This window comes from Nonomuraea composti (assembly GCF_012034275.1).
In the GTDB taxonomy this organism is placed as follows: Bacteria; Actinomycetota; Actinomycetes; order Streptosporangiales; family Streptosporangiaceae; genus Nonomuraea; species Nonomuraea composti.
In genome coordinates, this window is record NZ_JAATEP010000009.1 from 154,755 (window position 1) to 171,930 (window position 17,176).

A 17,176-nucleotide genomic window follows, 5' to 3' on the forward strand; every position below is an offset into this window, starting at 1 on the left:
CCTCCTTGACTCACTCCTAGGATTCTGCATTACCTTAAAACTATGAACGTCATACACAGTACGCCATTCACAGATGCCATTCTCGCCCGGGGGCTCACCAAGTCCTTCCGCGGGACCCGGGTGCTGTCCGGGATCGACCTGACCGTCCCCACCGGCTCGCTGCTGGCCCTGCTCGGGCCGAACGGCTCGGGCAAGACGACGACCGTACGCATCCTGGCCACGCTCCTCCCCCCGGACGACGGCACCGCCACCGTGGCCGGGCACGACGTGACGCGCGCGGGCCCGCAGGTGCGCCGCGCCATCGGGCTCACCTCGCAGCAGGCCACCGTGGACCCGTTGCTGACCGGCCGGGAGAACCTGGAGCTGTTCGCCGGCCTCTGCCACCTGGGCCGCCGCCAGGCCCGGCGCCGCGCGCAGGAGCTGCTGGAGCGCTTCGGCCTGCACGACGCCGCCGACCGCCGGGCGGGCACGTACTCGGGCGGCATGCGAAGGCGCCTGGACCTGGCCGCCAGCATGGTGTCGGCGCCGCCGATCCTGTTCCTGGACGAGCCCACCACCGGCCTCGACCCGCGCAGCAGGGCCGGGCTGTGGTCGGTGATCCGCGAGCTGCTCGCCTCCGGCACCACCATCCTGCTGACCACGCAGTACCTGGAGGAGGCCGACCATCTCGCCGACCGCGTCGTGGTCATCGACGGGGGCCGCGTCGTCGCCGACGACTCCCCCGCCGCGCTGAAGCGCCAGGTCGGCAGCGAACGCCTGGCCCTGCGCCCCGCGAACCCGGCGGACCTGCCCCGCGCCGGCGCCGCCCTGCCCGCCGCCCACCTCGACCCCGGCTCCGGCGAGCTGACGCTGGCCCTCCAGGGCCCCGACCACCTCCGGCACACGCTGGACCTGCTGCACGGCGCCGGCATCCCGATCGAGCACGTCGAGCTGCGCACCCCCACCATGGACGACGTCTTCTTCGAGCTGACGACGGTGGCGGCATGAGCGCCCCCAGCATCCTCAGCACCACCGCTGTGGGTGATTTGCGCCGCCTGGTCGGCCGCGACCTGCGCCGCGAGCTGCGCGTCCTCGACGGGCTGATCGTCAACACGGCCCTGCCCGTCATGATCATGCTCATGTTCGTGTACGTGTTCGGCGGCGCGATCACGACCGGCTCCAGCGGCCTCGACTACATCGACTTCGTCGTCCCCGCCGTCCTGCTCATGTCCGGCGGGTACGGCGCCGCCCTGACCGCCGTCACCATCGCCGAGGACATGACCGGCGGCATGATCGACCGCTTCCGCACGCTGCCGATCAGTGGCTGGGTCGTCCCCGCGGGCCACGTCGTGGCCTCGGTGATCCGCAACGTGGCCTCCTCGGCCATCGCCCTGGCCGCCGCGCTCCTGCTCGGCTTCCGCCCCGACGCCACGCTCGCCGACTGGGCGCTCGTCCTGGCCCTGGTGACCGGGTACGTGCTGGCGATGTCCGCGCTGGCGGCCGCGTGGGGGCTGCTGGTCCGCTCGTCCCAGGCGGCCGGGGCGTTCAGCTTCGTCGTGCTCTTCCTGCCGTACGTGTCGGACGGCATCGTCCCGGCGCAGACCATGCCGGGCCTGCTGCGCGACTTCGCCTACAACCAGCCGCTGACGCCGATCATCGAGACCATGCGGTCGCTGCTGCTGGGCCTGCCCATGGGCTCGTCGGCGGCCGTGGCGACCGCGTGGCTGGCCAGCGCGGTCGTGGTGTGCGTGCCGGTGGCGGCGGTGCTGTTCCGCCGCCGGACCGCCTCACGCTAGCAGCAGCGTCAGGCCGCCCGTCGTGTAGCAGACCATCAGCACGAACAGCGGGATCTGCCCCGCCACCGCCCGCGCCGGCGGCAGCAGCCGGACCGAGCGGTCGTGGGCGGCCACCACGCCCGCCACGTGGCCGAGCACGATGGCCAGCACCTGCACGGTCGCGATCGTGCCGGGCTCGAGGGCGTTCGGGTCCGCCTCGGCGTCCATTCCGAGCGCCAGGACGATCGCGTGCCGGCCCTCGATCACCAGCAGCGAGAAGTAGTGCGCGACCAGGTAGCCGACGGCGATCGGCAGCAGCGAATGGGCGAACCGGCCGGCCAGCCCCTTCGTGCCGCCGATCAGCCCGGCCACGCCGAGGCAACCTCCGTACAGCAGGGCCACGCCGGCGACGGTCGCCAGCAGCCCGGCGGTGCCCAGGCCCGTACGGCCGATCGGCGGGGTCTGCAGCGCGTTCACCCAGAACGGGCTTCCGGACAAGCCGTCGTAGGCGGTGCCGCCGAGCAGCACGCAGACAGTGGCGACCAGGCCGGGGGCCGGCGCGACGGCATCGAGGCCGTCGAACGGGTTGCGCAGCACGCGGGTGCCGTCCGCGCGCCTGCCCAGGGGTGACAGGTGGCCGATCAGGGTCGAGTACACCTCGAACGGGTCGCCGCGCTCCAGCCAGGCATGGCCGTAGGCGAGGGTGCCGGCGAGCTGGGCGGCGGCGTACAGGGCCAGGAAGAGCAGCAGCGTCGCGGGCGCGGCGGGCTCGGGCGCGACCAGCTCCATCCAGGTGAACGCGAGCAGGCCCGCCGCCGCCGGCCAGTACCCGAGCCGCGCCGGGTATTCGCGGCGGGGGCGGTCCGGCAGCAGCCGGAACGGGTTCAGCGCCCGCCACACGGGGCCGAGCAGCAGCGACGCGGGCACCAGGCCGACCCAGAAGAGCACGCACACCAGGTACGGGCCGGCGTTCTCGGTGGCCGGGCCGACCAGCAGCCAGCCGAGAGTGTAGGCGGCGGCCAGGAGCGCCAGGACCCGCCCGATCCCCCGGGCCCGGCCCGCACGTCCGGGGAGCCACGCCCGGCCGGGCAGCCGCAGCCGGACGGGAAGCAGCAGCCGGACGGGGTGGCCCGCCAGGTCGCCGCGGAAGCGCGAGTCCGCCCAGAGCAGGCCGAGCGCGAGGAACGAGACGACGAGCGCGGCGAACGCGCCCGCGTAGGCGTAGAAGATCGGGATCGGCAGATCGGACCGCTCCCCGACCCCGTGCGCGAGCACCCCGGCCGCCGGGAGCCGGCCGCCGTGCCCGAGCCCGCTGACCACCGCCCAGGCGCCCTCGCCGGCGAGCAGCCGGCCGCCGTGCCCGAGCCCGCTGGCCACCGCCCAGGCGCCGTCGCCGGTGAGTGCCCCGAGCGCCGTCACCGGACCGCGAGCTGGGTCAGGACGAGCTCGCTCCGGTGGGTCTCCACCTGGAACACGCCGGTCAGGTCCGCCGTGAAGCGCAGGGTCGCGGGCACGCCGGGCCGCAGCTCGGCCACGAGGTCGTAGCCGTGCACGTGCACCTCGTCGGCCACGTCGCTGGTGACGGTGATGCTGACCTGCCGCCCCCGCCCGACCTCCAGCCAGCCGGGAGGCGGCTCGACGCGGCCGCCCGCGATGGTGATGCGGGCGTCCGCCTGCCCGCTCGGCGCGCCCGTCGCCACCTCGTGGCTGTTGCCCGGGTCGCGATGCGTCTGCGACAGCGGCCCGCACCCGGCGACCAGCACCGACGCCAGCGCACCAGCCAGGAGTCCGGCTCTCACGTGGCGACCCCGGCCTGGTCGGCGGGCTGTTCGGCCGCCGTCCTGGCCCGCCGGGGCGCGAGGACGACGACCGCCCACAGCACCCAGAGCCCGGTGACCGCCCCTCGGATCCACCCCGGCCCCAGCGGGACCACCGGGATCAGGTACACCAGCCGATCGAAGGCGTCCGCGCAGGCCAGCGCCCCCACGATGATCGTGAGCCAGCCGAACGCGGGCCGCGCCGCCCGCAAAGCCGATCCCAGGCACAGCCACCACGCCCCCATGAGCAGCAACGCCGCCCCGGCCTGCGCCGAGCTGCCGAGCGCGGCGGCCACGACGTCGAGGGCGAAGCCGAGCGCGCCGGCCACGGTCCCGGCCGCGATGAGCCGGCGCCGGCGGCGGGTCAGCCCGGTCCAGCGTCGCGACCGCCACCAGAACAGCCCCGCCAGCAGCCCGAGCACGAGCGAGCCGCCGAGCGCGAGTTGCGCCTCCACCTTGCCCAGCCCTGACGCCCCGAACCAGTCGCACCCGGCGGGCAGCCGCGCGTCGGCGGCGCTGAAGTCGGCGCACAAGTACAGCTTGACGAGCTTGACCGGCTCGGCGAGCAGCCGGCGGGTCCCGCCCGACAGCTCGGGCGCCCGGCCGGCGCAGACGGGCAGCACCACGGGCGAGGACGGGCCCGTGTCCCCCTGCCAGCAGTTGCCGGTGCCCTGGCCGTCCCACCAGACGTCGAGCCCGTTCGGCCGCCGCTCGCCGGTGGGGCTGACGCCGAGGACGTTGCCCTCGAACCGGTTGAAGTCGGAGGTGTCGGCCTGCTTGCCGAGGTCGTTCTCGCCCCTGATGAACGCCGGCACGCCGAACAGCTGGAAGCCCGCCCGCCGGTGCCCCCACACCTGGTTGTTCCTGAAGACGTTGTAGTTGCCGCCGGCCACGATCACTCCCGTGCCCGGGGGCACGCCCACCTGCGAGCAGACGACGCCCCGCTCGTAGCCGCGCTCGGCGGGCGGCTTGGCGCAGGTGCCGTCGCGGGTGTGGCGGTAGTAGTCGCGGTTGTTGTCGTGGATCCTGTTGTTCTCGAACCTGGCGTGGTTCTGCGGCAGGCCCGGATGGGACGGCCAGAGGCTGTCCATCGTGGCGCCGACCATGTTGTCGTAGAAGTCGTTGTCGTGCACCCAGAGCGAGTCACCCGCGGTGCCCGAGTAGCCGAGCGCGTTGTCGTGGCTCTTGCAGCGGCGGATCTCGATGGCGTAGCGGGGCACGTCGTGGCCGCGGCCCTGGTTCAGGTTGGAGGCGCTGCCCGGGTAGAGGCCGCCGTCGCCGTTGCCGTACGCCTCGCAGTCGGTGTAGAGACCGTGGTCGCTGGCGAAGGTGAGGAAGCCGTACTCGTCGTTCCAGCGGGTCAGGACGCGGTCGATGACGAACCCGTCGGTCTCCAGCACGTACAGGGAGTTGAACGTGGTGCGCTGGGCGGTGAGGTTCCTGAAGTAGACGCCGTCGGCGCGGTCGGCCCGGATGGCGTTCAGCTTGCGGTACTCGGCGTCGATGACGACGTCCAGCGGGCCTGCGCCGGTGCCTTCGATCTGCAGGTCCCGCTTGCCGAGGATGGCGACGAGGTTCTGGTTGTGGGGGCACTGGAGCTGCTGCTCGTAGCTGAGGATCTGGTAGCCCCAGGTGGACCAGCGGGCGGGCAGGCTCGCGCAGGCGCCGGTGGGCGGGGGCTGGCTGGGCTCCTCGCGGTAGAGGCCGGGCAGGACGGCGATCGTCATTCCGGGGCGGTTCACCCGGTCGACGGCTTCCTGGAGGTGCCGCACCCCTTTTTCCTGACATTTCGCGAAAAGGGCGAGATTTCGGGTTTTGAGGTCGGCCGGAAATTGTGCGATTCGGCGTTCAAAATCGGATTTGTCGGTCTTGCAGACGAGCAGGTCGGGCTCGCCCTGCCGCAGGACCGGCACCGAGCCCGTACCGTCCGGGAACGAGACCGGGCGCTCCTCATGGGCCAGGGCCGCGCCGCCGCCGGCCACCAGCAGGCCAGACGTCAAGAAGACGATGGACGCGAGCTTTCGCAGAGGGCCCATGGCCGCGAGACTAGAACAAGGCTCATCTTCTGCCTAGGCCGAAAGATCCGGAAATAGTGGTGCCCCGCGGAGTCGGCCATCCGTGCAACTCCGTGGGGCATTCCGGGATGCTAGCCACCCCGCCTACATTTCTTCTCCATGCCTGGCGGACGGGCTCAGGGGGCCATGCCGGCCAGGGCCGCGTCCACGACCCGCTCGGCCAGGTCGAGCGACAGGTCGCCGGCCGGCCCCCACTTGGCGTGCCACAGCATGGTGCCGGAGATCAGCGCCATGCCCATGTCCACGTCGAGGTCGGCGCGCAGCTCGCCGGTGGCGATGCCGCGCTCGATCACCACGCGCATCGCCTCCCTGCGCGGCTCCACCGCCCGCTTCAGGAAACGCTCGAAGAGCTGCGGGTAGCGGTCGGCCTCGCTCATCGCGATGTTCATCACGCAACGGCTGCGGGCCTGGCCGTGCTCCCTGCGCATCGCGTCGACCAGCGCGATCAGGTCGTCACGCACGGACGTGCCGGACAGCGGGGGCAGCGGCGCCTTCAGCGTGGACAACGCGTCGACGACCAGGTCTTCCTTGTTGGACCAGCGGCGGTAGATCGTGGTCTTGCCGACGCCAGCCCGCGACGCGATCGCCTCGATCGTCAGCTCGGACACGCCCATGCCCTCGCCGATCAGATCGAGGGTCGCGTCGATGATCGCCTTCTCGGCCTTCTCGCTGCGCGGACGGCCCGCTGGGCGGGCAGTCCCGGATTCCTGGATCGTCATCGCGGCCTCACCATACCTCGCCGGCGCTGGCACGCCGGTCTTCAGGGCGGCGAGGCACGTACGCGCCGCCACCCGCCGATCGTTCAGGGCGACCCGGCAGGTACGCACCGCCGCCCGCTGATCGCTTCATCGGCCGGGCCGCCCGTCATCCGCGGGACGACGTCAGCACCGGCTCCTTCTGCTCCGCGTGCTTGGCGAAGCGCGGCTTGCCGGGCATCCACAGGGCCACCACCCCGATGCCGAGCAGCCCGATCACCGCCGACACCATCGCCGTGACGTGCATGCCGTCGACGAACGCGGTGAACGCCGGCTGGATCAGCTCCTGCCCCTTGGCGCCGAGCTCCTGCACGACCCCCATGGTCGCCATGATCGACTCACCGGCGGCGTGCCGCACACCCTCCGGCAGGGCCGTCAGCGCGGGCTCCATCTCGCCCCGGTAGCTGGACGACAGCACCGAGCCGAGCACGGCCACGCCGAGCGCGCCCGACACCTGGCGGACGGTGTTGCTCATGGCCGAGCCGACACCCGCCTTCTCCCGGGGCAGCGACTCCATGATGGCCGTGGTCGCGGGCGGCATGATGTTGGCCATCGCGGCGCCCTGCACGAAGAAGATGACCTCGATGAGCACGATCGAGGTGTTCTGGTCCATGAGGGCGTAGCTGCCCAGGGCCAGGGTGACCACGATCATGCTGACGGTGGCCGACAGCTTGGCGCCGAACCGCTCGTTCACCCGCTGGCTGAGCGGCGCGAAGATCAGCTGCGCGGCGGCGAACGGGATCATCAGCGCGCCCGCCTGGATCGGCGTGAACCCCAGCACGATCTGCAGGTAGAACGTGAGGAAGAACATCCCGCCCATCATCGCGAAGAACACGATGCCCATCATGCCGATGGCCGAGCTGAAGCGGACGTTGCTGAAGCTGCGCACGTCGAACACCGGGTGGTCGATGCGCCGCTCCCACCACACGAACACGCCCAGCACCGCCACGCCGATCAGCGTCGGCACCAGCACCTCGGCGCTCGCCACGGTGCCCACCTCGCCGCCGCGGATGATGCCGTACACGAGGGCCACCAGACCGATGATGGACAGCACCACGCCGACCGGGTCGAGCTTGGACGGCTTCGGGTCGCGCGACTCGGGCACCACGGCCGCGATCAGGATCATGCTGATCACCACGATCGGCACGTTGATCAGGAAGACCGAGCCCCACCAGAAGTGCTCGATCAGCAGGCCGCCCGTGATCGGCCCGACGGCCACCGCGAGCCCCACGCCACCGGCCCACACGCCGATGGCCTTGCCCCGCTCGGCCGGCGGGAACACGTTCGAGATGATCGCCAGCGTGGCCGGCATGATGGCCGCACCACCGATGCCCATCGCCGCCCTGGCCAGGATCAGCTGCATCGGATCCTGCGAGTAGGCACTGGCCAGCGAGGCCAGGCCGAACAGCAACATGCCGATGAACAACATGCGCTTGCGACCTGTTCGGTCGCCGATCACGCCGAACGTGAACAACAGGCCGGCGAACACGAGCGTGTAGGAGTTGATCGCCCATTCCAGCTCGCTCTGGGTGGCGCCCAATCCGACCGTCTCATCGGCGATGGTCTTCATCGCCACGTTCAGGATCGTGTTGTCGAGCACCACGGCCAGCAGGCTGAACACGAGCACGCCGAGGATGCCCCAGCGGCGTGGGTGTCCGGTGTTCGGGTCCATGTGAAGGTCCTTAATTTCGATACGTCTGAGTTTCGCAACGTCACCGTATCGCAAGCTATTCCGATACGCAACGGTCCCGTTTCGTAAACCTTGGGTAAACTCCCACCCCCACCCACCTGAACCCCCGCCCGAGCGGCCCTTCCCGCAGCTCACCCGCCCTCCGCCGCCTCCGGCCGCGAACATGCCGTCCCGGCTCATGCGGGCTCCCGCTCACACCTGCCGGCCGCCCCGGGCTAGGGGCCGCGCATGAGAACCACCCGACGCAGGCACCACACCGCCGCCGCACGGCACGGCGACCGTCAAGCACCGGCCTCCCGGCATGCGCACCGCCGCACGGCATGCGCGCCTCGGTAGGTACCTCGCCACGCGCACGACGCCGACGCGCGTGCGCAGGCCGCTCTCCCCGCACCTCCGGGCGCAGGCACGTGCCGGCAGGCGTGCCTCGACCAGGCGACTCGCCATCCGCACGCCGTGCCGCACGACGCCCGGCACAGGCACGTGTCCGGCAAACGTGTCCCGGCCGGGCACCTCGCAGCCCCACCCCGCTGCGACCACGCCCCGGCACGACCCCCGCCCGCGCTCCTGGCGACGCGGCGACGAGGCGGCGTGTGGTGGGGCCAGCGCGGGTCACGGTGGTCAGCCGGGTGGGACGCGGGCGGGCGCAGTGCCCCGGGAGCAGCCCCCGCTCACCCCCGGAGCAGCCCGCCGACCGGGCTCACGCACGGGACGGCGCCGGGCTCACTCCCGCGACGAACCCGCCTTCTCCACCTCCACGAGCTCGGCCGCCTCCTCCTCCAAGGACATCACCCCCGACGTGGCGGGGCGGCGGCGCCAGAAGGGGAGGGCGGTCAGGACCATGGCCACGCCGACCAGCCCCGCCAGGACGAACGCCCACTGCGGCCCCGCACCGTCGATGACGGCGCCCGCGATGGGGGCCGAGGCCGCGCCGCCGATCAGCAGGGCGGTGCCGTGGAAGCCCATCGCCTCGCCGCGGGCCGCGCTGGGCACCCACCGGCTGAGGACGTCGACCGTGGACGACAGCGCCGGCGCGCACAGCAGACCGGCGGGCAGGAGCGCCAGCACCAGCCAGTGCCAGCCGCCCCCGACGAACGCGACAGGGATGGTCAGCGCACCCATGGCCGCGATCAGGGCCAGAGGGGAGAAGCCGCGCGACAGCCCGCCGTACACGAAGCCGCCGACGAGCGAGAACACGCACCAGATCGCGACCGCGAGCCCGACCCACACGGTCTGGTCCGCCTTGTTCATGGTGGCGACCAGGGACAGCTCGGTCGCGGTGAGCACGAACGTGGCGGCCGCGGCCGTGCCGAGCAGCGCGACGAACGCGGGCGTGAGCCACTGCCGCCTCGGCACCTTGACCGACTCCGCCTCCAGCTCGGCGGCCGAGCGCACGGGCGGGTTGAGCACGATCAGGCCCAGCCCCGCCGCCGTCAGGCCGACGCCGATGGCCGTCAGCGTCACGCCGCTGCCGAATGTCGTGATGCCCGCCACCGCGAGCGCCGGCCCCGCCATGTAGGACAGCTCGACCAGCATCGAGTCGAGTGCGAACCCGCTGCGCCGCTGCTCGACCGGCACCATGGCCGCCAGGCACTGCCGCGTCACGCTGAACACCGGCAGCGCGAGCAGCCCCGCCACCGCCGCCGCCACGAGCAGGACGGGGAACGGCAGCGCCCACGCGGTCGCCCAGAACGCCGCCTGGGCCACGGTGGTGACGGCGAGCACCGGCCGCAGGCCGTGCTTGTCGACGAACCGGCCCGACAACGGCGAGCCGATGGCCATGCCGATCGTGCTGGCCATCGAGATCAGCCCGGCCGGGCCGTAGTCGAGCCCCATCACCTCGGCCACGTGCAGGGTCAGCGCCATGCCCACGGCCGTGGCGGGCACGCGGGCCAGCAGCCCCACCAGGAGCAGCGTGGGGACGCCGGGAATTTTGAGCAGGCGCCGGTAAGGGTCGAGAGCCATGGTGTTCGTTACCTCCGACGTCGATTCTGGCAAGAGGCACCGACAGTTTTGCCACTGGTTTTCGTGGATGACAGCGCGTGACATCATCGGAGTGAGTCCGGGGACGCCACTGGGGCGCCTCGAGACGTTCTGGAGGGTGATCACTATGTCCTCTTCGACCACGCTGTACGGCGGCGCGTCCGGGCGGCGCGTCACCGTCCGCGACCTCGCCGCCGCCAAGGAGCGCGGAGAGCGGTGGCCCATGGTCACCGCCTACGACGCGATGACGGCGCGGGTGTTCGACTCGGCGGGCATCCCGGTCCTGCTCGTGGGCGACTCGGCGGCCATGGTCGTCTACGGCTACGACTCCACGCTTCCCGTCACGGTCGACGACCTCCTGCCGCTCACGGCCGCCGTCGTGCGCGGCTCGTCGCGGGCCATGGTGGTGGCGGACCTGCCGTTCGGGTCGTACCAGGGCTCGCCGCAGCAGGCGCTGGAGTCGGCGGCGCGGTTCATGAAGGAGGCCGGGGCGCACGCGGTCAAGCTGGAAGGCGGGCGGCGGGTCCTGCCGCAGGTGGAGGCGCTGGTCTCGGCCGGGATCCCGGTCATGGCGCACCTCGGGCTGACCCCGCAGTCGGTCAACGTCATGGGCGGCTACCGCGTACAGGGGCGGGGCCAGTCGGGCGACGAGCTCATGTCCGACGCCAAGGACCTCGAACGGGCCGGGGCGTTCTCCGTGGTGCTGGAGTGCGTGCCGGCCGAGCTGGCGCAGCGGGTGACGACGTCGCTGGCGATCCCGACCATCGGGATCGGGGCGGGGGCGGCGACGGACGCGCAGGTCCTGGTGTGGCAGGACCTCATGGGGCTGACGCCCCGGCCGGCCCGGTTCGTCAAGCGGTACTCCGACCTCGCCGGCGAGATGGACCGCGCCGTACGGGCCTTCGCCGACGACGTGATGTCCGGCCAGTTCCCCGCACCCGAGCACACCTACACCTGAGCCACCCCGCTTGCCAGGACGCCCGCTCGCCGTGAGCGGGCGTCCGCGCGTGTGTCGGGGCCCGCGCGTGTGGCGGGGTCAGGACGTGGTGAGCGTCGCGGGGTCGGTGTTGGAGCCGCACACCACCACCGCGACCCGTTCGCCCGGCTCGGGCCGGTAGGCGCCGGACAGCAGCGCCGCGTACGCTGCGGCGCCCGCGTGCTCGGCCGCCAGCCGGTGCCGCTCCCAGAGGGTACGCCGCGCCGAGACGATCGCCTCGTCCGTCACGAGGACGCTCTCGACGCGCGGCCCGGACAGCACCTCGAACGCCAGCCCGCCGATCTTGCTGGCGCCGAGCGCGTCGGCCCCCACGCCGCCGACCTCGACCTGCACCGGCTCGCCCGCCTGGAGCGCCGCGTTGAGGGTCGGGATCCGCTCGGGCTCGACGGCCACGATCTTGGGACCGGAGCCACTACCAGGGGTGGCGGTGCCGAGGGTGATGCCGGCCGCGAAGCCGCCCCCGCCGACGGCGACCAGCACCGTGTCGAGGGCGGGGCCCTGCGCCGGGTCCGGCGCCCCGGTCGAGGCCGCGCCCACCTGCTCCACCAGCTCCAACCCGGTGGTCCCCTGCCCCGCCACCACCTCGGCCTGGTCATAGGCATGCACGCTGAGCGCCCCGGTCTCGGCGGCGCGTTTGGCGGCGGCGTCGGCGGCCTCGGAGTAGATGGCGCCGGTCTGGACGATGTGCGCTCCCAGCGCCCGCAGCCCGTCCACCTTGACGGGGCTGGTCACTTCTGGCACGTAGATCTCGGCCCGCACCCCCAGCGCCCGCGCCGCGTACGCCACGGCAAGCCCGTGGTTACCGCCGCTGGCGGCGATCACGCCGCTGTCGGGCAGCCGGCCGGCGGACAGGATGCGGTTGAACGCCCCGCGTACCTTGAAGGACCCGGCGTGCTGCAGCAGCTCCAGCTTCAGCCAGAGCCCGGGCGAGATCTGGATCACGGGTGTGCGGAGCACGTGCCCGGCGATCCGCCGTGCGGCGGCGAGCACGTGCTCATGAGTAACGGTCGTCACGGTCGTCAAGGCTATGCCAGGGCCTGGGACAGGTCGGCCCACAGGTCGTCGGGGTGCTCGATGCCGGCGGCGACGCGGACGGTGCCCTCGCCGATGCCGCTGCGCCGCAGCTCCTCGGGGGTGAGGGAGCGGTGGGAGGTGGAGGCGGGGTGCAGGACGAGCGTCTCGACGCCGCCGAGGGAGGGGGCGAGCAGCGCCACGCGTACGGAGCGCATGAACTTCTCCCCCGCGGCCCGCCCGCCGGCCAGGTCGAAGGAGAACACGCCGCCGAACCCGCCGGGCAGCAGCTTGCCGGCCAGCTCGTGCGAGGGGTGCGTGGCCAGGCCGGGCCAGTGCACGGCGGTGACGGCGGGGTGCTCGGCCAGCCGGGTGGCGAGGTGGTGGGCGTTGTCGCAGTGGCGTCGCATGCGCAGCGCCAGCGTCTGCATGCCGCGCAGCGTGAGCCAGCTCGCGAACGGGTCGGGCGAGGCTCCCAGCTCGATGGCGAAGTGCCACAGCTCGTCGTAGAGCTCGCGGCCGGACAGGACGACGATGCCGCCCACCACGTCGGTGTGCCCGGACAGGTACTTGGTGGTGGAGTGGACGACGATGTCGGCCCCGTGCTCGATGGGGCGGCACAGCAGGGGCGTGGCGAAGGTGTTGTCGACCACGGACAGGATCCCGAGGTCGCGGGCGGCCTCGCACATGGCGGGCAGGTCGGCGACCAGGGTCATCGGGTTGCTGATGGTCTCCAGGTAGACGAGCCGGGTCTCGGGGCGGACGGCGGCGCGCAGGGCGGCGGGGTCGTTCTCGGGCACGTACGTGACGGTGATGCCGAACCGGGCGACCAGCTCGTTGATCATGGCGGCGGTGCCCCCGTACAGGGAGCGCTGGGCCACGAGGTGGTCGCCGGGCTTGAGCAGGCCGAACAGCACGACGTTGATGGCGCCCATGCCGGAGCCGGTGGCGATGCCGTGCGCGCCGCCCTCCAGCCCGGCGACGGCCAGCTCCAGGGAGCGCACGGTCGGGTTGCTGTAGCGCCCGTACACGTACGCCCCGTCGGGGCGCCCCATCGACTCGGCCATCACGGCGGGGTCGTCGAAGGTGAAGCCGGAGGTCTGGTAGATCGGCACGCTGATGGGACGGCTGCCCTCGATGGGCGGCTGGGGGACGTGCACGGCCCTCGTCTCTGGGCGGAGTTCGCTCATGGTTCCAGCATTCCTGGCCAGGAGAGCCGATATCAGAGCCAATGCGGCAGAATTGGTCCATGAATGGGGCCAATCTGGATGACCTCGTCGATCTGCTCGGGCGTTGGGCGTCGGGGCGCGGGCCGCTGTACCTGCTGCTCGCCGCCCGCCTGCGGGCGCTGATCGACGACGGCGTGCTGGCGCCGGACGAGCCGCTGCCGCCCGACCGGGTGCTGGCCAGGCGGCTGGCGGTGGGGCGGGGCACGGTGGTGGCCGCGTACGACCTCTTGCAGCAGGAGGGCCGGCTGGTGCGCCGCCAGGGCAGCGGCACGCGGGTGGCGGCGCTCGACCTGCCCGCGACCCGCACCACCGACGGCGTGGCGGCGAACCCGCTGCTGCTGCACATCCTGCACCCGCCGGACAACGTGCAGCTCCTGACGTGCGCGGCCCCGCACGACCCGCCGCCCGCGCTGTGCGAGGCGTACGCGGAGGCCGCCGGGCGCCTGCGGGGGCTGCACGAGATGGGTTACCAGCCGGCCGGCAACCCGGAGCTGCGGGCGGCGCTGGCCGCGTACTACACGGGCCGCGGCCTGCCCACCACTCCGGACGAGATCGTCGTGACGACGGGCGCCCAGCAGGCGCTCACCCTGCTCACGGCGCTGCTGGTGACGCCGGGCGACACGGTGCTGACGGAGACGCCGACGTATCCGGGCGCGCTGGAGGCGTTCCGGCACGCGGCGGCGGTCGTGCGGCCCGCGGCGAGCATCGAGGACGTGCGCGTGCGCCCGGCGCTGGCCTACTTCGTCCCGTCGGTGCGCAACCCGGACGGCGCGATCATGGACAACCCGTCCCGCAGGCGCCTGGCCACGCTGGCCGCCGAGCACGACGTGCCGCTCATCGACGACGAGGTCCGCGCCGAGCTGTGCTTCTCCGGCGAGACGCCGACGCCGCTGGCGGCCTTCCACCGGGGCGAGCAGATCATCACGGTCGGCTCGCTGAGCAAGCTCGTCTGGGGCGGGCTGCGGGTGGGCTGGATCCGCGCCGCCCCGCCGCTGGTCTCGCGGCTGGCCAGGCTCCGGGCCGTGCACGACCTGGGCGGCGAGGTGGTCAGCCAGCTCGCCGCCGCCGCGCTGCTGCGCCGCCTCGACGAGGTCCGCGCCGCGCAGCTCGCCACGTCTCGCGCCCGCCACGACCACCTGTGCGCCGAGCTGCGCTCCCGGCTGCCGTCCTGGACGTTCGAGCCCGCCCGCGGCGGCCAGACCCTCTGGGTACGCATCCCGCACGGCGACGTCGACTCCTTCGCCCAGGTGGCGCTCCGGCACGGCGTGGCCATCCCGCCCGGCCGCTCCTTCGACCCGCTGGGCGCCTACGCCGACCACATGCGCCTGCACTTCCTCTTCCCCGAGGAGGAGCTTTCGCGAGCGGTGAACAACCTGGCCCTGGCCTGGGCCTCCTACGACGGAGCCGGCCGCGCGGTCTCCCGGCACCCCCTCGTCGTCTGACAGGGTGGGACGCATGCAGACGACGTTCGTACTCGTGCACAGCCCCTCCGTCGGGCCCTCGACGTGGGGCGCGGTGGCCGAGTCGCTGGAGCGCCGCGGGCATGCCGCCGTGGTGCCCGACCTGACCGGCGTCTCGGCCGGAGGAGCGCCCTACTGGCCGCGCGTGGTGGCGGCGGTGCGGGCCGCCGTCCCCGCCGGCGGTCCCCTCGTGCTGGTCGTGCACAGCAACGCCGGGTTCTTCCTGCCGGTGATCAAGGAGGGGCTCGACGGGCGGGTGGTCGCGTGCGTGTTCGCCGACGCGCACATCCCGCCCGTCGAAGGGCTGGTCAAGACCGCGGAGGAGGCGTTCCTGCCGTTCCTGCGCGACCTCGCGGGCCCCGACGGCGTGCTGCCGCGCTGGACCGACTGGTGGGACGAAGAGGACGTGGTGGCCATGCTGCCCGACCCCGCCGTCCGCATCCGCGTGGCCGCCGAGCAGCCGCGGCTGCCGCTCGACTACTACACGCAGCCGATCCCCGTCCCCTCCGGCTGGGACTCCGTCAGGTGCTCCTGCCTCTGGTACGGGCCGCCGTACGAGACGGTCGCCGAGGAGGCCGCCCGCAGGGGCTGGCCGGTGACCCGGGTGGCCGGCATGCACCTGCACCAGATCGTCGACCCCGAGGCCGTCACCGACGCGCTGCTCAAGCTGTCCGGGAAGTCGTGAATTCTTCACTGTCGCCCGGCGAGCCCGCCCGGCGACAGTGGAGCGCATGACAGCTATCGAAGTGCGCGGGCTGCGCAAGAGCCACCAGGGGTTCGAGGCGGTGAAGGACGTCTCGTTCGAGGTGGCGGAAGGGGAGATCTTCGCGCTGCTCGGCAGGAACGGCGCGGGCAAGACCACCACGATCGAGGTGCTGGCGGGCTTCCAGCGGGCCGACGGCGGCACGGTGCGGGTGCTCGGCCTCGACCCGCACGCCGACCGCGCCGCCGTGCGCCGGCGCACCGGCATCATGCTGCAGGAGGCCGGGTTCTTCCCCGACCTGACGGTCGCGCAGACCGTCGACACCTGGCGCGACTTCACCTCCGCGCCCCGCCCCCGCGACGAGGCGCTCGACCTGGCCGGCCTGCGCGCCAGGGCCGGCACCAAGGTGCGGCAGCTCTCCGGCGGCGAGAAGCGCAGGCTCGACCTGGCGCTGGCCCTGCTGGGCCGCCCCGACCTGCTGTTCCTCGACGAGCCGAGCACCGGCATGGACCCCGAGGCGCGCGCCGCCACCTGGGACGTCATCCGCGACCTGGCCGAACAGGGCACCACGATCCTGCTCACCACGCACTACCTGGAGGAGGCGCAGCGCCTGGCCGCCTCCATGGCGATCATGGACGAGGGGCGCATCGTCGCCTCCGGCGGCATGGCCGAGACCCTAGCCGCCCGCAGCGGGCGGGTGGCCTTCCGGCTGCCCGCGCACGTGGATCCCGGCGCCCTGCCGCTGCCGGTCACCGTCGAGCAGGGGCTGGCCGTATGCCGCGCCGAGGACCCCGACCTGGCCGCGCAGACGCTGCTGACGTGGGCGGCCGAGCGCGGGCTGCGCCTGGCGGGCCTGGAGGTCCGCACCGCCACCCTCGAAGACCTGTTCCTGGAGCTGAGCGCCCGATGAGCCGGTTGTCGAAGACGTTGACCCCCTCCCCGCGCCCGTCACTGGACCCGTCCCTGGAGAGGTACGCCCGATGAGCCTGACCGCCACCTACCGTCTCGGCACCCGCCTGTTCTGGCGCGACAAGTCCATGCTGTTCGCCTCCGTGATCACGCCGGTCGGCCTGGCCGTGGGCCTGCCCACGCTGATGCGCCACGTGGCCACCGGAGGCGTCGCCAACGCCGCCGCGGTCGCGCACGCCTCGCTCTCGATCCTGCTGGCGATCACCGCGTTCATGAACATCACCGTGGCCCTGACCGCCCGCCGCGACCAGCTCGTCCTGAAGCGGCTGCGCTCGACCCGCCTGACGGACGGCCAGCTCCTGCTGGGCCAGATCGCCAGCACGGCCACGCAGACCGTGGCGCTCATCGTGGTGTGCACGGTCGCGGTGCGCTTCGCCGCCGGCGTCCCCCTGCCCGCGAACCCCCTGGCCTTCGCCGCCGTCACGATCGCGGGCTCCGCGGTGATGTCGCTGCTCGGGGCCGCGTACACGGCCGCGATCCCGCGCTCCGAGCTGGCCGCCGCGTACACCATGCCGGTCTTCCTGGTCGCCGCGGTGGCGGCGGGCGCCATGGGCCCGATCCCGGTGCCCTCCTGGCTGCGCCCCGTCCTCGACCTGCTGCCCACCACTGCCGTGGTGGACGCGGTCAGGACCGGGGAACTGGTCGTGCCCTTCCTGACCCTGGCCGGCTGGACCCTCGCAGGGCTGGTCGCACTGCGCTGGTTCCGCTGGGAACCCCGCAGGTCATAATCGTGACC

At 72.9% G+C, this 17,176-nt stretch carries 15 protein-coding genes; 7 read left to right on the top strand and 8 right to left on the bottom strand.

The annotated features are described in order from the left end of the window. Window positions 1–42: 42 nt before the first annotated feature. Window positions 43–987, top strand: a complete 945-nt coding sequence (locus tag HCN51_RS15285; RefSeq protein ID WP_168010280.1) for an ATP-binding cassette domain-containing protein — start codon at window positions 43–45, stop codon at window positions 985–987. Next, window positions 984–1,775, top strand: a complete 792-nt coding sequence (locus HCN51_RS15290; protein WP_168010281.1) for an ABC transporter permease — start codon at window positions 984–986, stop codon at window positions 1,773–1,775. Before HCN51_RS15285 ends, HCN51_RS15290 begins: the two co-directional genes overlap by 4 nt. On the opposite strand, the gene HCN51_RS15295 is transcribed toward HCN51_RS15290, so the two are convergent. From HCN51_RS15295 to HCN51_RS15320, 6 genes are all read right to left on the bottom strand, one after another. Next, entirely contained in the window at window positions 1,767–3,173 is a 1,407-nt protein-coding gene (locus HCN51_RS15295; protein WP_240972850.1) for a hypothetical protein, read from the bottom strand. The two genes, HCN51_RS15290 and HCN51_RS15295, sit on opposite strands and share 9 nt — an antisense overlap. Then, window positions 3,170–3,553, bottom strand: coding sequence for a cupredoxin domain-containing protein (locus HCN51_RS15300; RefSeq protein WP_168010282.1), 384 nt, complete (start codon window positions 3,551–3,553; stop codon window positions 3,170–3,172). The genes HCN51_RS15295 and HCN51_RS15300 overlap by 4 nt, the downstream gene beginning before the upstream one ends. Next, a complete protein-coding gene (locus HCN51_RS15305; RefSeq protein WP_168010283.1) occupies window positions 3,550–5,607 on the bottom strand; it encodes a right-handed parallel beta-helix repeat-containing protein in 2,058 nt (685 codons plus the stop codon). The genes HCN51_RS15300 and HCN51_RS15305 overlap by 4 nt, the downstream gene beginning before the upstream one ends. A gap of 155 nt (window positions 5,608–5,762) precedes the next feature. Continuing rightward, window positions 5,763–6,365: a TetR/AcrR family transcriptional regulator gene (locus tag HCN51_RS15310; RefSeq protein WP_080041267.1), complete on the bottom strand. Its 603-nt coding sequence runs from the start codon at window positions 6,363–6,365 to the stop codon at window positions 5,763–5,765. Between the two features lie 145 nt (window positions 6,366–6,510). Next, entirely contained in the window at window positions 6,511–8,073 is a 1,563-nt protein-coding gene (locus tag HCN51_RS15315; RefSeq protein WP_168010284.1) for an MFS transporter, read from the bottom strand. Between the two features lie 738 nt (window positions 8,074–8,811). After that, window positions 8,812–10,053, bottom strand: a complete 1,242-nt coding sequence (locus HCN51_RS15320; RefSeq protein ID WP_168010285.1) for an MFS transporter — start codon at window positions 10,051–10,053, stop codon at window positions 8,812–8,814. A 145-nt stretch (window positions 10,054–10,198) separates the two neighbouring features. Here HCN51_RS15320 and panB point away from each other — a divergent pair, with 145 nt between their 5' ends. Continuing rightward, window positions 10,199–11,029 carry a 3-methyl-2-oxobutanoate hydroxymethyltransferase gene (gene panB / locus HCN51_RS15325; RefSeq protein ID WP_168010286.1) on the top strand — a complete coding sequence of 277 codons (831 nt, stop codon included), beginning with the start codon at window positions 10,199–10,201 and terminating at the stop codon, window positions 11,027–11,029. 78 nt (window positions 11,030–11,107) lie between these two features. On the opposite strand, the gene HCN51_RS15330 is transcribed toward panB, so the two are convergent. Both HCN51_RS15330 and HCN51_RS15335 read right to left on the bottom strand, forming a co-directional pair. Then, a complete protein-coding gene (locus HCN51_RS15330) occupies window positions 11,108–12,082 on the bottom strand; it encodes a serine/threonine dehydratase (protein ID WP_168010287.1) in 975 nt (324 codons plus the stop codon). An 11-nt stretch (window positions 12,083–12,093) separates the two neighbouring features. Beyond that, on the bottom strand, window positions 12,094–13,269 hold the full coding sequence (locus HCN51_RS15335) for a trans-sulfuration enzyme family protein (RefSeq protein ID WP_168010288.1): 1,176 nt from the start codon (window positions 13,267–13,269) through the stop codon (window positions 12,094–12,096). Window positions 13,270–13,328: 59 nt separating this feature from the next. Between HCN51_RS15335 and HCN51_RS15340 the strand changes: the two genes are divergently transcribed. The 4 genes from HCN51_RS15340 (at window position 13,329) to HCN51_RS15355 (ending at window position 17,168) form a co-directional block, all read left to right on the top strand. Further along, entirely contained in the window at window positions 13,329–14,750 is a 1,422-nt protein-coding gene (locus HCN51_RS15340) for an aminotransferase-like domain-containing protein (protein ID WP_168010289.1), read from the top strand. Between the two features lie 13 nt (window positions 14,751–14,763). Next, complete coding sequence (locus tag HCN51_RS15345) at window positions 14,764–15,453, top strand: alpha/beta hydrolase (RefSeq protein ID WP_168010290.1); 690 nt, start codon at window positions 14,764–14,766, stop codon at window positions 15,451–15,453. Window positions 15,454–15,499: 46 nt separating this feature from the next. Beyond that, a complete protein-coding gene (locus HCN51_RS15350; protein ID WP_168010291.1) occupies window positions 15,500–16,381 on the top strand; it encodes an ABC transporter ATP-binding protein in 882 nt (293 codons plus the stop codon). 70 nt (window positions 16,382–16,451) lie between these two features. Continuing rightward, window positions 16,452–17,168 (top strand): ABC transporter permease, encoded by a 717-nt coding sequence (locus tag HCN51_RS15355; RefSeq protein WP_168010292.1) that lies wholly within the window; start codon window positions 16,452–16,454, stop codon window positions 17,166–17,168. Window positions 17,169–17,176: the final 8 nt, after the last annotated feature.

What these genes read in the sequence shown, in the direction of transcription:
- HCN51_RS15285 (WP_168010280.1), top strand. Translation starts at nt 43, where the DNA reads ATGAACGTCATACACAGTACGCCATTCACAGATGCCATTCTCGCCCGG.
- HCN51_RS15290 (WP_168010281.1), top strand. Translation starts at nt 984, where the DNA reads ATGAGCGCCCCCAGCATCCTCAGCACCACCGCTGTGGGTGATTTGCGC.
- HCN51_RS15305 (WP_168010283.1), bottom strand. Translation starts at nt 5,607, where the DNA reads ATGGGCCCTCTGCGAAAGCTCGCGTCCATCGTCTTCTTGACGTCTGGC.
- HCN51_RS15310 (WP_080041267.1), bottom strand. Translation starts at nt 6,365, where the DNA reads ATGACGATCCAGGAATCCGGGACTGCCCGCCCAGCGGGCCGTCCGCGC.
- HCN51_RS15315 (WP_168010284.1), bottom strand. Translation starts at nt 8,073, where the DNA reads ATGGACCCGAACACCGGACACCCACGCCGCTGGGGCATCCTCGGCGTG.
- HCN51_RS15320 (WP_168010285.1), bottom strand. Translation starts at nt 10,053, where the DNA reads ATGGCTCTCGACCCTTACCGGCGCCTGCTCAAAATTCCCGGCGTCCCC.
- panB (WP_168010286.1), top strand. Translation starts at nt 10,199, where the DNA reads ATGTCCTCTTCGACCACGCTGTACGGCGGCGCGTCCGGGCGGCGCGTC.
- HCN51_RS15335 (WP_168010288.1), bottom strand. Translation starts at nt 13,269, where the DNA reads ATGAGCGAACTCCGCCCAGAGACGAGGGCCGTGCACGTCCCCCAGCCG.
- HCN51_RS15340 (WP_168010289.1), top strand. Translation starts at nt 13,329, where the DNA reads ATGAATGGGGCCAATCTGGATGACCTCGTCGATCTGCTCGGGCGTTGG.
- HCN51_RS15345 (WP_168010290.1), top strand. Translation starts at nt 14,764, where the DNA reads ATGCAGACGACGTTCGTACTCGTGCACAGCCCCTCCGTCGGGCCCTCG.
- HCN51_RS15350 (WP_168010291.1), top strand. Translation starts at nt 15,500, where the DNA reads ATGACAGCTATCGAAGTGCGCGGGCTGCGCAAGAGCCACCAGGGGTTC.
- HCN51_RS15355 (WP_168010292.1), top strand. Translation starts at nt 16,452, where the DNA reads ATGAGCCTGACCGCCACCTACCGTCTCGGCACCCGCCTGTTCTGGCGC.